The organism is Paenibacillus sp. FSL P2-0173, from assembly GCF_038008045.1.
Taxonomy (GTDB): Bacteria; Bacillota; Bacilli; order Paenibacillales; family Paenibacillaceae; genus Paenibacillus; species Paenibacillus polymyxa_B.
The window spans coordinates 567,297-581,281 of sequence record NZ_JBBOYK010000003.1 but is presented as its reverse complement, the minus strand read 5'-3'; the positions used below and the strand labels follow the sequence as shown (position 1 = coordinate 581,281).

Here is a 13,985-nt window from a genome sequence, read left to right as displayed (position 1 = left end):
GAAAATGAAAAAGATACGGCTTTCCTTTCAAGGGAGCTTGCTGGCAGGAGGCGTACTTTTTGGTCTGATCGTGCTGCTTGGGTTATTGGCTCCATGGGTCGCTCCTCATGATCCTCTTCAAGTGGATCTTTTGAACCGTCTGGCACCACCCAGTCGGAAATATCCTTTCGGTACGGATCATCTGGGTCGGGATGTGCTATCACGGCTAATTTACGGGATTCGGACGAGCGTGCTAATCGCATGTGCAATTACTGTAGCTACGCTGTGCTTCAGTCTGCCTATAGGGTTGCTCATTGGTTATGTGCGTGGACGTGTAGATCAGCTGATCATGCGGGGAATCGATGGCGTATTGGCTTTTCCTGATATTATTTTAACGGTGGCAATTGTGGGCATTTTGGGCCCGGGTTTTGTTAACATGACCCTTGCGATTATTGCGGTACGGTGGGCGGGCTATGTCCGGTATATCCGTAGTTTGGTTCAAAAAGCCTGTCAGGAGGACTACGTTCGGTATGCCCGTTTATCCGGCAATTCACACGTACGTATACTGAGACGTTATGTATTGCCACAAGCGTTGCCGCAGTTGTTGGTTTATGCAGTATGGGATATCGGACGCGTGGTGCTGATGATCGCTGGGCTGTCCTTTCTTGGACTGGGTGTACAGCCGCCCAAGCCAGAGTGGGGCGTGATGCTGCATGATGCAACCTCATATTTTCAGGTGGCTCCGCATGTCATGATTTTCCCGGGCTTGGCGATTATGCTATTCGTACTTGCCTGCCAGCTTTTGGGCGACCGCTTTTCGGAAAAGGGGGCGGCCAAATAGTGGGAGATCAAATAGCCCTTGGGGGCAAGGATACGATAGAACAAGTGGCAGGGCGAAAACCGTTGTTACACGTGGAACATTTGGAAATCTGCCGCACAGGCGTAGGAGCAAGCGGAAGTGGGAGCAAACCACTGCTGCGGGATGTGAGCTTTTCCATATATTCAGGGGAGATTGTGGCCCTGACCGGACCGAGCGGATGCGGCAAGAGTCTGACCGCACACGCAATCGCAGGCATGCTGGAGCCAGGTATCGGTGTTACGCAAGGGCGTATCTACTATAACGGGGAAGACACTCTCCCGTTCCAGGAACGGCGCTGGCAAAGGCTGCGCCGAGAGGATATTGCCCTGCTCATTCAACAATCGCTGAGCGGGTTGAATCCGATCCGGACTGTCCGCGCCCAGCTGATGGATACGCTTAGACTGCACGGGCGGCGTCGGATGCCGCACGACCAGATGGAGCCGGGGCAAGCTGGTGCTGCCCCATCCCACACTGCACCGCAGCAAGTCCACCCGCTGGGCGTGCTGCCACGGATGCGGCAGATGCTGATCCGTGCCATGGAGATAGCCAGAGGAGGCGCTACTCCAGTGCGGGAGGCCTATTTGCGCTCTCTGCTCCGCAAGGTTGGGTTTGCAGATCCTGAGCATATTTTGTCGTCATATCCTTTTGAACTAAGCGGAGGCATGTGTCAAAGGGTGCTGCTGGCTGCAATGTTAAGCTCAGGTCCGAGCCTCTTTATTGCCGATGAGCCTACTACGGCGTTGGATGTTATCAACCGCGACAAGGTTTTGGCATTGCTGCAACAATTGAGAGAAGACTTTGATCTCACCATATTGTTGATTTCACATGATCGCCAAGGTATGAGCCGCATAGCAGATCGAGTGTTGGAGATGAGCCCGGAAGGAAGGATGCACCAGTGATGCTGGAATTGAAGAATGTGACCAAAGCATACCCTGTCCGCAAACGGAGAAAAGGCTGGTTCAGCACGCAAGATAGCGAGCAGGCCGTGAAGAAGGTGAGTCTGGAGTTACGGCAGGGGGAGTGTCTTGGATTGGTTGGAGAAAGTGGAAGTGGCAAAAGTACGCTGGCACAATGTATTCTAGGGCTGGAGTCGTTGACCTCAGGGGAGATTTGGCTGGATCATCAGCCTATACATTTCGAAAAGATGAAGGACGTTCAGTTGTACAAGCGAATCCAGTTGGTTGCACAGGATTCGTCCTCCTCATTGCATCCTCGTATGACCATTCGAGATATTTTAATGGAGCCGATCCACAACTATTTTCCTGAGCTAAAAGTGCAGGCGCTGGATATTTGTCTGTCTCTATTGGAATCAGTAGGATTGGAGGCTGACAGTCTGGAAAAATACCCAGCACAGCTGAGTGGCGGGCAAAAACAGCGGGTATGTATTGCCCGAGCGTTGGCGGTGGAGCCGGATATTATCTTGTTCGATGAATCGATCGCCAATCTGGATACGACAACGCAGTCTTCTGTACTGGACATGCTCAAAAGAATGCAGATGGAGCGTCAGTTGTCCTACCTATTCATCACTCATGATCTCCAATCTACTCGTCAGTTTTGTGATCGAGTTGCCGTCATGGTTCAGGGGGAGATCGTGGAAATCTTTAAGGAATGGGATGAAGACTTGTTACAGCACGAGTACACGCGTACTCTGTTTCAAACGTTGGAGAATTAAGCCATAAATTTAATATTATACAAATTTAAAATAAATAAGAGGATTGCTTGTCGAATATTGTTGACAAAATAGAACGTGGTACCTATTCTAAATATGATTATGATAATCATTATCACATATATAGAAAAGGGGAAATACATTGATGTCCGTTCGACACCGCAAGACTGCCACCCTTATGTTGGTGGCGCTCCTCTTATTATCCGTTGTTTTGGGCTGCGCGAAGCAGGAAAACACCCCTGCATCCACCTCTACTGACGGAGCTGCCAATGAAAAGTCGATCACGCTATCGTGGCCGCGTGACATTGGTACGATGAATCCTCACGTATACAATCCTTCCCAACTTTTTGCACAATCCATGGTCTATGAGCCGTTAGTCAGCTACAAGCAAGGAGGCAAGCTGGAGCCTGCTTTGGCTGAATCCTGGACTATTTCCAAGGACGGCAAAATATATACGTTTAAGCTGCGCAAAGGTGTGAAATTTTCGGATGGAACGCTATTTAATGCGACCATTGTCAAAAAGAACTTTGACGCTATTATGAAAAATGAGAAAACGCACAGCTGGCTTGGTATAGTAGGCGTTCACGACAAAACTGAAGCTGTAGATGACAGCACCTTCCGAATGACGCTCAAAGAGCCATACTACCCAGTGCTTCAGGATTTGTCTGTCGTTCGCCCGTTCCGTTTTCTGGGTGAAGCGGGGTTCCCGGATGATGGAGATACGTCCAAAGGAATCAAGAAACCTGTAGGTACAGGACCTTGGATGCTGGATGAATACAAGCAAGATGAATATGCAACCTTTAAGCGTAATCCGAACTATTGGGGTACTGCACCGAAGGTGGATAAAATTACGGTAAAAATCATTCCCGATGGCGAAACCCGTGTAATGGCCTTTGAAAAAGGCGACCTGGATCTGATTTATGGAGAGGGTGTCATTAGTCTGGATGCTTTCAAACAGCTTCGCGACACGAATCAGTATGTTACCACGCTGTCCGAGCCTGTAGGTACAAGAAGCCTGTTACTCAACTCATCCAATCCCAAGCTGGCAGACCTTCGGGTACGTCTGGCACTCCAGCATGGCTTTAACAAGCAGGCAATGGTGGAAGGTGTAACCTCGGGGCTGGAGGAAACAGCGGATACGGTTTTATCCAAAAACTATCCGTATACGAATGTAAACTTACAGCCTGTTGGCTATGATGTGGAAAAATCCAAATCGTTGCTGGATGAGGCTGGCTGGAAGCTGCCCGCAGGCGGTACAGTACGGGAAAAAGACGGACAACAGCTGGATTTTGAGCTGATTTTTGATAAGACTGATCCGATCCAAAAGGCGATGGCTGAAACCATTCAGGCTGAATGGGGAGAATTGGGTGTCAAAGTGAACCTGACCGGACTGGAGCTGACGGTTCAAATCAAGCGCCTTAGATCCAACCAGTTTGATCTGTACTTCTGGTACAACTATGGTGCACCTTATGATCCGCATTCCTTTATTAATGTCATTGCCAAGAAGAGCTTCGGAATTTCCGAGGTGCTGAGTGCCCTCCCGATGAAGAAAGATCTGGATCAGCAAGTACACGAAGCGCTCTCATCGACAGATGAAACCAAGCGTCAAGAGCTGTATGCTTCGATTCTGAAGACGCTTCAGGAGCAATCTGCCATTGTGCCTATTTCTTATATTAAGAAAACGGCAGTGTACCAGAAAAAGATTACAAACTTTGTATTCCCGGCTAATCGGGATGAAAATCCGTTTGAGGGAATTGAAATCGGAAAGTAGCTGAAGCCGATAGGTAACGGTAGTTTACAGGATAGGAGGACAACTCATGATCAGCTATATCGGGAAGCGAATGGTAGCGGTCATTCCTATTGTTCTCTTTGCCACCCTCGTTACCTTTGCACTGATTCATATTTCACCAGTTGATCCGGCCGAGGCTTATTTGACGGCTGCTCATATTTATCCTACTCCAGAGATTCTGGAGCAGAAAAGGCATGAGTTCGGGCTGGATCAGCCTTTGCTGACGCAGTATATGCATACACTTCAAAGAATCAGTCAATTGGACTTTGGTACTTCGTATCTGACCAACAAGCCAGTGTGGGATGAGGTCAAGGTTCGGCTGCCCGCCACTTTTGAATTGGCTGTGAGCAGTATGGTGCTATCTATTGTGGTGAGTATTCCGCTGGGCGTGCTGGCGGCGATGCGTAAAAATGGCTGGATCGACATGCTTAGTCGAGGAATTTCATATTTTGGCGCATCTATACCCCAGTTCTGGCTGGGATATTTGTTAATCTTCTTTTTCTCTGTCCGATTGGATTGGCTCCCTGTAGAGGGGCGAGGAACGTGGCAGCATCTGGTGTTGCCCACGGTGACCCTGTCGCTGGTTCTGATTGCTTTATATACGCGCCTGCTGCGTTCCAGTGTGTTGGAGCAGCTTCAGGAAACGTATGTGCAGTATGCCAGAACTAGAGGGATTCGTGAGCGGGTGATCATGCTCAAGCATGTACTGAAAATTGCCATTGCTCCACTGATTACAAGTATGGGTATGAATCTGGGCAAGCTTCTGACTGGAACAATTATTGTGGAGCAGGTGTTTTCATGGCCCGGGTTTGGCCGTTATTTTGTGGAAGCTATTTTTAACCGGGATATTCCCGTCATACAATGCTTTGTGTTTTTGGCGGCATGCCTGTTCATCGTATGCAATTTGCTCGTTGATCTGGTGCATTTGTATATGGACCCCCGAATTTCATCGAAGGGACGAGCAGAGCAGTGATGATAAGGTTGCGTACAATGTTCAAAGGTCAAAAGGTAATCGTGGTCTGCTCTGTCGTACTGGCTGCTCTTTTTATCATTATGGCGCTAGCTCCTTGGCTGGCTCCCCATGATCCGGTTAAAGTCAATTTACTGCACAAGCTGGAGGGACCTTCGAAAGAATACTGGCTGGGGACCGATCATTTGGGTCGGTGCAATTTATCCCGGTTGCTGTATGGAGCGCGGATTTCCCTCGGTTTTGCGACATTAATTTTCCTGTCCTCGCTTAGCATCGGCGTTGTGGTCGGGTCGCTAGCAGGTTATGTGGGCGGCTGGGTCGATAGTGTGTTGATGCGGTTTTGCGAAGGTATTATGGCGTTTCCGAATTTGGTGCTTGTGCTGGGCATTGTCGGTATTTTTGGGCCGGGCCTCATGCAGGTGCTGCTTGCCTTAATGATGGTGCAGTGGGTGTATTATGCCAGAATGTGCCGCAATATGGTCGTCAGTCTGAAAGAACGGAATTTTATAGCTGCTGCAAGGATTAGCGGGTCCTCCTCAGGGGCCATTATCCGGCGGCATATTATTCCGAATGTGCTGCGGCCGATTGTGGTCATTGGTACGCTGGAAATGGGCTGGGCGATCATGGATATTTCCGCGTTGTCGTTCCTTGGTCTAGGCATTCAGCCGCCGACCCCCGAATGGGGAGCGATGATTCATGAGGGAACGGGATACATTCGCAGTCATCCGGAATTAATGATCTATCCGGGGGTTATGATTCTGGTGGTGGTGATGGCCTTCAATATATTGGGGGAGGCGCTGTCCGACCGATACGGAATTGCCAAACGTCAGTAAAACGGGAGTGAGTTACAACGATGGACGACAGGGAGAAGGTGCTGGAGGTCAGCGGCTTACAGGTGAAGCTCAAAACCGATGCCGGGGCGGTATCTCTGCTGGAGCCAACTCATTTTGAGCTGAAAAAGGGAAAGGTACTGGGTCTTGTCGGCGAGAGTGGAAGCGGTAAAACAGTGACTTGTAAAGCGTTGCTCCAACTGCTGGATCGCCAGACGATGGACGTGGAAGGTAGTGTCCGTCTCAACGGGCGCGAGCTGAACGGAATGGTGGCCGAGGAGATGCGGCGAATTCGAGGCAAGGAAATCGCGTTTATTATGCAAAACCCGATGAGCGCTTTTACGCCAGTGTATACGATCGGAGCTCAGTTTATGGAAACGGTCCGCACGCACACCGGATTAACCAAACGACAGGCCCATGAACTTGCCATAACGGCTCTGGAAAATATGAATCTGCCCGATCCAGCCAAGCTGATGAAGCGGTATTCGTTTCAGTTGAGCGGCGGGATGCTGCAACGAGTCATGATCGCCATTTCCATGTGCCTGCGGCCAGCAGTGGTTATTGCCGATGAACCAACGACGGCGCTCGATGTGGTCAATCAGCTACAGGTGCTAAGAGAGCTGGATCGCTTGCGTACGGAATACAATACGTCCATTTTGCTGATCTCGCATGATCTGGGCGTCATTTCCCAATTGGCGGATGAAGTGGCTGTCATGCAGCAGGGCCGTATTGTTGAGCAGGCTGAGGTCCATCAGTTATTCGATCACCCGCAGGATGAATATACGAAAATGCTGCTGCATGTCAGACCCAAGTTGTCCATTCGGGGCATGAATCAGGTAGGTGGTTAGTCACCTGTTCGACGGTTACACTTTCAAAAGGGGAGCGAATGCGCATGCTACAAGTGAAGGAAGTAACCCATAGCTATGGAAGGCGCAAATGGCTGGGCCGCTCTGAACCACGCCCCCCTGTGTTGGCTAACGTTTCGCTTACTATAGAAAGTGGGTTTTGCCTAGGCTTACTTGGTACCAGCGGAGCCGGTAAAAGCACGCTGGGCAAGGTTATTCTGGGGCTGGAGAAGCCGCAGGAGGGTCAGGTGCTATTCCAGGGACAGGACATTTATAATGCGAGCCCCCAAGTCCGCAGGGGACTGCGACGGGATATGCAGGTCGTATTTCAGGACTGCTACTCTGCTGTAAATCCCCGAATGACCGCCGGGCAGATTATTGGTGAGCCATTGGACAATTACGAACGGTTATCGGTGCAGGAACAAAAAAGAACGGTCGAAAGCCTGCTGGAACGGGTCGGCCTCAAGCCGGAAGATCGGATTAAATATCCGCATCAATTCAGCGGCGGACAATTACAGCGGATCAACATTGCACGGGCGATTGCGCTCAAACCAAAGCTGATCGTGCTGGATGAGTCCGTCAGCAGCCTCGATATGGTTCACCAGATGCATATTTTATCCCTGCTGGGAGAACTGAAATCTTCGTTTGGATTGTCATATCTGTTCATCACGCATGATATTCGGGCGGCATATGCCGTCTGTGATGGCATTGCTGTGATGGAGCAGGGAAGATTGATTGAGCGCTGTGATGAGAAGGATCAGATTTTTGAATCTGCTCATCCGGCTGTACGACGGTTGATCTCGTCCATTTTGCCGGAACATCCAGCAGAGCGTTTTCCGCTTCATGGATAACAGTGGACCCGCAAGGGTCCTTTTTTTGTGCAACATATGGATAAATAATCGAAATGAAATTTACTTGTTGTATTATTTGAATAACCCGTTATAATATAAAATCATAGTAAATTACTTGGATATTAAAAAGGGGATGTCATATATGAAGAAATCTGCTTTGGTGGCAGCGATTGGCCTATCTCTTGTGTTATTAACGGGTGCCTTGAGTGGATGTTCCTCGAAGGATGCGGCATCGGGGGATAAGGTAATCTATGTCGGCACACAAAATGACTACCCTCCGTTTGCTTTTACGAATGAAAAAAACGAGCTGACCGGGTACGATGTGGAAGTAGTCAAGGAGATCGACAAGAAGCTGGACGGCTACAAGTTTGAGTTTGTACCTTCTGGCTGGGACGGAATTTTCATGGCGCTGGAATCGAACAAGATTCAGGTCGTAGCAGATGAAATCGCCAAAAATCCTGAGCGCGAGCAAAAATATTTGTTCTCGGATGAATCCTACTTTCAGGCACAATCCGTCATTGTTGTGAAAAATGGCAGAACGGATATACACTCTCTCAAGGATTTGGAAGGCAAGAAGGTAGCCGCATCAGTAGGCGATTCCTACACACAATTGCTGGAACAATATAATGCGAAGAATGGGAATAAAATTATTTTGAAATACAATGATACAGGCACTTCGTCCGATAACCTTCAAGACGTACAAAATGGCCGGGTGGACGCTTATGTGAATGATCCAGTCATGACGGCTGCTACGATCAAGAAGGAAGGTTTGCAGGTCGAAGCGATAGGTGATCCTGTGCAAACGGATGATATCAATCTGGTGTTCAAAAAGGATAAGCAGGGCGAAGAGCTGAAAGCTAAAATCGACCCGATTATTAAAGAGTTGAAAACGGACGGAACACTGAAAAAATTGTCTGAACAATGGACAGGTGGGGAATATATCCCGCAGTAACAACAATGTAAAGGGTAAAGTGAGGTTCCTATGGAAAAGCTGTTTGACCTTGATTATATGCTGAAAAGCCTTCCCCGGATCGTTGAGTATCTACCCGTTACGCTATGGATTGCATTTTTGTCCATGCTGCTGGGTACGATTATCGGGTTGGCAACGGCGTTAATTCGGATATACAAGGTGCCTGTCTTGGCGCAACTGTCTACGCTGTATGTCTCCTACATCCGGGGAACACCGCTCATTGTGCAGCTGTTTCTCGTATATTATGGAATACCCAAGTTTTTATATTATTTTCAGAGCGAATACGGTTTCTTACAGCAATTAAATATCTACGTGATTCCACCCGAGGTTTTCGCATTGTTGTCATTTTCACTAAATCTCGGGGGTTATCTGTCGGAGACGTTCCGGGCGGCGATTCATTCAGTCGACCGGGGACAATTTGAGGCAGCTAATTCCATCGGCATGAGCCAAACACAAATTATGCTCAAAATTGTATTGCCGCAGGCGTTGACGGTGGCTTTGCCCAATCTGGGAAACACGCTGATCAGTACGGTGAAGGATACGTCTTTTATTTTTATGATCGGTGTCGTCGATATGATGGGACAGGCTAAAATTATGGGCGCGCGGGCGTTGGCTTTTTTTGAGGTATATGTTGCGGTGTCCCTGATTTACTGGTTGGTGTGCATTATTATTGAGCGCGGGCTTGTCGTGCTGGAGAAGCGTATTCGAATTTACGAAAGAAGTGAGTAAGAGCATGATCAAGCTTCATCAAATTCATAAGCATTTTGGACAGCATCACGTGTTGAAGGGCATAGACCTGACGGTAGGCAAGGGAGAAGTCGTGGTGATCCTGGGCCCAAGCGGATCGGGGAAGTCCACGTTGCTGCGCAGCATTAATTTTTTGGAGCAGCCGACCAGCGGAGTCATTGAAATTGACGATGTAAAGGTCGATGCCGCCAAGGCGGGAAAAAAGGACATTCTCGGACTACGGATGGCAACGGCAATGGTATTTCAGCAATATCAGTTGTTTAAAAATTTGAATGCACTCCATAATGTGATGATTGGTCTGACCAGTGTGAAAAAGCTGGATCGTAAGCAGGCGAGGGAGATCAGTGAAGGCATTTTGGAAAAGGTCGGGTTAAAGGATCGTATGACCTATTATCCTGCCCAGCTTTCGGGTGGACAGCAGCAGCGAGTTGCGATTGCCCGTGCTTTGGCACTAAATCCGCAGGTGTTGTTGTTTGATGAACCGACATCCTCACTTGATCCTGAACTGGTGGATGAAGTGCTGTCCGTGATCCAAAAGGTGGCGAGTGAAGGCAATACGATGATTATTGTCACGCATGAGCTTGGTTTTGCGAGAGATGTAGCGGATCGGGTTGTGCTGATGGAGCATGGTGTGATCGTGGAGCAGGGACCCGTGGAGCAGTTTTTCACCAATCCGAAGGAAGAACGGACACGGCAGTTTCTGGGCAAAGCGTTGGTACAGAGAGCGCCACAGGAGCAGCCTGTATCCCCATAAAAAGTACGTGGATGGGTTATAGGTATGTACAACGCTGTAGACTTATTGCACTTATAGTAAAAAGCACGTTAGACAAGTCGCAGGAGGAAGGAAGGCCCGCGCTTGTTTGTCGTGCTTTTTTGGCGCCTCTTATCCCAAATTCTTTTCCATTGCAAAGTAGCTTATCACACTTATTCATGATAAATTCTAAGAACAATACAGTGAAGATGTAATCGGGAAGGAACATTGGCATATGAAAAAGGTTTTGTTCATTAATACCGGAGGGACCATTTCTTCCTCTTATCAGGAAAACGGCCTGACACCGACCCAATCGGCTGAAAATATTTTGGCGGAAATTCCGGAGCTGAAGGAGATTTGCGAGATTGATGCCCATAATCTGATGAGCATTGATAGCACAAATACACAACCAGAGGATTGGGCTTCCATCGCCCGGATGGTACATCGTTCGCTCGATCAGTACGACGGTATTGTCATTGCACACGGTACGGATACGATGGCTTATACGGCTTCAGCCTTGAGCTTCATGCTGGGAACCGTGGATAAACCCGTCGTTGTGACAGGTTCACAGGTTTCTATTTTAGCGGAGCACAGCGATTCCAAAAAAAATGTAATCGACTCATTCCTGACTGCATGTGGCGAGGTGGCTGGGGTTTTTGTCGTGTTTAACGGCAAAATTATCAATGGTAGCCGTAGCTCGAAAATCAGAACACGCAGCTATAACGCCTTTGAGAGTATTAACTATCCGTACATTGGCCTCGTGGAGAACGGTAAGGTGGTTTATACGGAGGGCGTATTTGCAAATCGCAGTACCGTTCGTCATCCATACAACTTCGGGTATGCTTCCGAAGTATTTCTGCTCAGGCTGATTCCGGGTACGAATCCGGCGATTTTCGATGCCATTCAGGGCTTGGGCTATAAAGGTATCGTCATTGAGGGCTTTGGTATGGGTGGCGTCCCTTTTAAAGAAAGAAGCCTGATCAGTAAAATCGAGGAACTGATGAAGGACGGTATGAGTATTGTCGTGACTACTCAATGTCCTTATGAGGGCGGGGATTTGACGATTTACGAAGTGGGGCAAAAGGTACTGGAGAAGGGGGTTATTCCGGGGTATGACATGACAACGGAAGCGCTGGTGACGAAAATGATGTGGGCGTTGGGGCAGACGACCGATCCGGCCGGGGTAGCCAAGATTATGGCAACGAACTACGCAGACGAAGTTTCCCTGCCTGCGGATACAGCTTCCTTATAGGAAGCTGATTTCCGTAGATACCGGGTTAACGCTGGCCTTGCCCCAGTCTGCTTTTAATCTCAATAGCCACTTTCAGCGCTTGTACAGCCGATTCCAGTGGAATCAGGCTTTCCGAATGTCCACCAAAGCATTCAAGTGCATGATCCAAACTTTTTTCGTATGGATTGGCAGATTCGAGGTTGATTTTTTGCTGTCCTGATGCGGTATACTCATATAATGCGGTAGGTATAAGATCGTTTTCGTCGCTTTCATGAAATACCAGCTTGGCCTTTTCGAAATAAGCTTCATAGGCCACTGTGAAGGGGTAGCTTCCCGGCATGTGGGATGAGGCGATGACTTCTGTGAATGTATCCCGATGCTGAAAGTAAGCACGAACCTGTGCTTGTTCAGGATGGGTAACTTCTGTACCCCAGACTGTAAATGGATCACAGGGGCCTAATAGCCAGGTCAGTAAATCCAGTTCATGAATCATGAACTGAGTAGGGATGGAGCTTAGTCCAAGATCCCCCCACAGAGGAGGCGTTTCTCTTTTCAAAGATAAGGAGATAAGCTTTCCGTACTTCTGTTGGCGGTATGCCTCATACAGATAGGTATAGGCGGGATCAAACTTAATGAACTGGTTGACCAGAATCTTTTTGCCATATTGCTCCGCAGCTTGTTGCATAAGAAGAGCGTCTTCGAGATTAAAGCAAACGGGTGTTTCACAAAATACATGCTTACCGTGCTTTAGCGCATCCACAGCATATGACCTATGCAGGTGGGAGGGCAGGCATAGATCGACGATATCCACGTCTGGATCCAGCAGAATATCCTCTATATTTTGTGTGACTTCTACGTTTAGCTCCTCTTTCAGCTTTTGCAGCTTGGTTTCGTTCCTTCCAAATACCATGATTCTGTTTACCTTGGGATGGTTGTTTAACAATGAGGCATGATATGCGCCGAATCCCGTCCCCAATATTCCAATATTCATCATCCATTACACCCCTTTACTTCTATGATACACACCTATTGCTGCCAACAGGGTGTCAACAATCTTTGCATCATCTTTTCAATTCGGGTTAACCATCTATTGTGGAGGTATGATTGTGAGACTGCATCGTTTAATCGCGATTTTATTATGTATCGAATCTAGAGGGAGAATGAAGGCCAAGGAATTGGCGTTGGCACTGGAAACCTCTGTACGCTCCATTTACAGGGATATCGACCTCCTGGCTGAAGCCGGCGTTCCGATTGTTACCGCATCCGGACCGAAGGGCGGAATTTATTTAATGGAGGGTTATACGGCGAACCTGAAACAGTTGAATGGCGGGGATGTCATTCAGTTGTATTTAACAGGGATGGGCATTTATACAGGTGGGCCCACCGAATCGGGTTTGAAGTTAAAGAATGCTCTGCTCAAACTGGAACAGACGATGCCAGACCCGTATCAGTCCGATATTAAGAAAGCCAAAGCACGGTTTTATTTTGATGATACGCCGTGGTGGACGGAACGTATAGCCATTCCTTGTCTTGAGGCCGTGAGAGCTGCAGTGTGGGGGTCCCATAAAATAACCATTCAATATGAGAAGGCTGACGGAATCTGTTCTTCCCGTCATGTGCATCCCTATGGACTTGTGGTGAAAAAAGGAGATTGGTATCTCATTGCCTTCTGTGAAGTTGGGCAGGAGATTCGGACCTTTAAATGTGAGCGAATCAAGGAGGTTCAGCCGTCTGCGGAAGTGTTTGAGGTTCCGGTCGATTTTTCGCTGGAACATCATTGGATGAGGCAAGAAACCGCGTTTAAGCAGCTTTGTACAGAGAAAGAATACTATCCCGTTCTGATCCGAACGAATAAGAAGCAAGCGGGAATTATAGCGAAAAGAATGGAAATCATCCAGTCTGTACAGGAAGGCAGTCATTTCATTCTAAAGGTCAACATGTATAGTTATGAAGCGGCTTGTCGCGATGCTATGGATTGGATCGGTAGGGTTGAAGTTGTGGAGCCTGCAGTACTCCGACAGTTTGTGAAGGAAGAAATTAACCGACTCCAGAGGATATATGGATAAATGATTAAAAAAACACCTGCCTAGGGCAGATGCTTTTGCTTGTTAAGTCCAGGCCCAGAGAAATCCGTCACGATCCCAGGCAATTCTACCACCATGAAGCTTGCGGAATGCTTTTTTGATTTCTTTTTCCAGAGATACATGACCATGCTCGCTTATAAACACATACTGCTCTCCATACTCAGAGCGTACATATGCAATTGCATCTTCTTGTTTCAGGGTGCCCACTTCACGGATCTGCGCGACCATCCATTGTGCAATCTCTTGTTCTGTTGTAGGGGTGTTGTCCATTTGTCGTATCCTTTCCTGCGTACCGATTGGGTGTAGCTGTTCGGCTCACCTCCCCGTAGTATACGGCAATTCGGAGAATTATTGAATTTTCTGATATAAATTTACTTGAGCGGTTGGCTAAGTGGGCTTTCTTTTGTATA

Annotated in this window: 15 protein-coding genes; 13 read left to right on the top strand and 2 right to left on the bottom strand. The window is 48.2% G+C overall.

The window, feature by feature from the left end; all coding sequences use genetic code 11:
- The first annotated feature begins 4 nt into the window (after positions 1–4).
- From nikC (MKX30_RS19000) to MKX30_RS18945, 12 genes are all read left to right on the top strand, one after another.
- Positions 5–820 carry a nickel transporter permease gene (gene nikC, locus MKX30_RS19000; RefSeq protein ID WP_053326421.1) on the top strand — a complete coding sequence of 272 codons (816 nt, stop codon included), beginning with the start codon at positions 5–7 and terminating at the stop codon, positions 818–820.
- On the top strand, positions 820–1,737 hold the full coding sequence (locus MKX30_RS18995; RefSeq protein ID WP_068939158.1) for an ATP-binding cassette domain-containing protein: 918 nt from the start codon (positions 820–822) through the stop codon (positions 1,735–1,737). Before nikC (MKX30_RS19000) ends, MKX30_RS18995 begins: the two co-directional genes overlap by 1 nt.
- Entirely contained in the window at positions 1,734–2,510 is a 777-nt protein-coding gene (locus MKX30_RS18990; protein WP_068939156.1) for an ABC transporter ATP-binding protein, read from the top strand. The genes MKX30_RS18995 and MKX30_RS18990 overlap by 4 nt, the downstream gene beginning before the upstream one ends.
- A 142-nt stretch (positions 2,511–2,652) precedes the next feature.
- Positions 2,653–4,278, top strand: coding sequence for a nickel ABC transporter substrate-binding protein (gene nikA, locus MKX30_RS18985; RefSeq protein WP_341063255.1), 1,626 nt, complete (start codon positions 2,653–2,655; stop codon positions 4,276–4,278).
- 46 nt (positions 4,279–4,324) lie between these two features.
- Positions 4,325–5,269: a nickel ABC transporter permease subunit NikB gene (gene nikB, locus MKX30_RS18980; RefSeq protein ID WP_341063254.1), complete on the top strand. Its 945-nt coding sequence runs from the start codon at positions 4,325–4,327 to the stop codon at positions 5,267–5,269.
- Positions 5,269–6,099, top strand: a complete 831-nt coding sequence (gene nikC, locus MKX30_RS18975) for a nickel ABC transporter permease subunit NikC (protein ID WP_080682961.1) — start codon at positions 5,269–5,271, stop codon at positions 6,097–6,099. Before nikB ends, nikC (MKX30_RS18975) begins: the two co-directional genes overlap by 1 nt.
- Before the next feature lie 20 nt (positions 6,100–6,119).
- Complete coding sequence (locus tag MKX30_RS18970; RefSeq protein ID WP_279833255.1) at positions 6,120–6,944, top strand: ABC transporter ATP-binding protein; 825 nt, start codon at positions 6,120–6,122, stop codon at positions 6,942–6,944.
- 38 nt (positions 6,945–6,982) lie between these two features.
- Positions 6,983–7,792, top strand: a complete 810-nt coding sequence (gene nikE / locus MKX30_RS18965; RefSeq protein ID WP_068939148.1) for a nickel import ATP-binding protein NikE — start codon at positions 6,983–6,985, stop codon at positions 7,790–7,792.
- A 142-nt stretch (positions 7,793–7,934) separates the two neighbouring features.
- Complete coding sequence (locus tag MKX30_RS18960) at positions 7,935–8,744, top strand: transporter substrate-binding domain-containing protein (RefSeq protein ID WP_068939146.1); 810 nt, start codon at positions 7,935–7,937, stop codon at positions 8,742–8,744.
- 30 nt (positions 8,745–8,774) lie between these two features.
- Positions 8,775–9,491: an amino acid ABC transporter permease gene (locus tag MKX30_RS18955; protein ID WP_023990975.1), complete on the top strand. Its 717-nt coding sequence runs from the start codon at positions 8,775–8,777 to the stop codon at positions 9,489–9,491.
- Positions 9,492–9,495: 4 nt separating this feature from the next.
- Complete coding sequence (locus tag MKX30_RS18950; protein ID WP_160788301.1) at positions 9,496–10,263, top strand: amino acid ABC transporter ATP-binding protein; 768 nt, start codon at positions 9,496–9,498, stop codon at positions 10,261–10,263.
- A gap of 232 nt (positions 10,264–10,495) precedes the next feature.
- The gene (locus MKX30_RS18945; RefSeq protein ID WP_341063249.1) at positions 10,496–11,512 is read left to right on the top strand and encodes an asparaginase; all 1,017 of its coding nucleotides are present in this window, start codon (positions 10,496–10,498) and stop codon (positions 11,510–11,512) included.
- A 25-nt stretch (positions 11,513–11,537) separates the two neighbouring features.
- Here the strand turns inward: MKX30_RS18945 and MKX30_RS18940 are convergent, their stop codons facing one another.
- Positions 11,538–12,485 (bottom strand): Gfo/Idh/MocA family protein, encoded by a 948-nt coding sequence (locus tag MKX30_RS18940; protein ID WP_264454385.1) that lies wholly within the window; start codon positions 12,483–12,485, stop codon positions 11,538–11,540.
- A 112-nt stretch (positions 12,486–12,597) separates the two neighbouring features.
- On the opposite strand from MKX30_RS18940, the gene MKX30_RS18935 reads away from it, so the two are divergent.
- On the top strand, positions 12,598–13,557 hold the full coding sequence (locus MKX30_RS18935) for a helix-turn-helix transcriptional regulator (protein WP_341063247.1): 960 nt from the start codon (positions 12,598–12,600) through the stop codon (positions 13,555–13,557).
- Positions 13,558–13,599: 42 nt separating this feature from the next.
- On the opposite strand, the gene MKX30_RS18930 is transcribed toward MKX30_RS18935, so the two are convergent.
- Entirely contained in the window at positions 13,600–13,845 is a 246-nt protein-coding gene (locus MKX30_RS18930) for a DUF6953 family protein (RefSeq protein WP_013312611.1), read from the bottom strand.
- Between the last annotated feature and the right edge of the window lie 140 nt (positions 13,846–13,985).

Bases quoted from the DNA above. Each gene is read 5' to 3' on its own strand.
- nikC (WP_053326421.1), top strand. From the start codon at position 5: ATGAAAAAGATACGGCTTTCCTTTCAAGGGAGCTTGCTGGCAGGAGGC.
- nikA (WP_341063255.1), top strand. From the start codon at position 2,653: ATGTCCGTTCGACACCGCAAGACTGCCACCCTTATGTTGGTGGCGCTC.
- nikB (WP_341063254.1), top strand. From the start codon at position 4,325: ATGATCAGCTATATCGGGAAGCGAATGGTAGCGGTCATTCCTATTGTT.
- nikC (WP_080682961.1), top strand. From the start codon at position 5,269: ATGATAAGGTTGCGTACAATGTTCAAAGGTCAAAAGGTAATCGTGGTC.
- MKX30_RS18970 (WP_279833255.1), top strand. From the start codon at position 6,120: ATGGACGACAGGGAGAAGGTGCTGGAGGTCAGCGGCTTACAGGTGAAG.
- nikE (WP_068939148.1), top strand. From the start codon at position 6,983: ATGCGCATGCTACAAGTGAAGGAAGTAACCCATAGCTATGGAAGGCGC.
- MKX30_RS18960 (WP_068939146.1), top strand. From the start codon at position 7,935: ATGAAGAAATCTGCTTTGGTGGCAGCGATTGGCCTATCTCTTGTGTTA.
- MKX30_RS18955 (WP_023990975.1), top strand. From the start codon at position 8,775: ATGGAAAAGCTGTTTGACCTTGATTATATGCTGAAAAGCCTTCCCCGG.
- MKX30_RS18950 (WP_160788301.1), top strand. From the start codon at position 9,496: ATGATCAAGCTTCATCAAATTCATAAGCATTTTGGACAGCATCACGTG.
- MKX30_RS18945 (WP_341063249.1), top strand. From the start codon at position 10,496: ATGAAAAAGGTTTTGTTCATTAATACCGGAGGGACCATTTCTTCCTCT.
- MKX30_RS18940 (WP_264454385.1), bottom strand. From the start codon at position 12,485: ATGATGAATATTGGAATATTGGGGACGGGATTCGGCGCATATCATGCC.
- MKX30_RS18930 (WP_013312611.1), bottom strand. From the start codon at position 13,845: ATGGACAACACCCCTACAACAGAACAAGAGATTGCACAATGGATGGTC.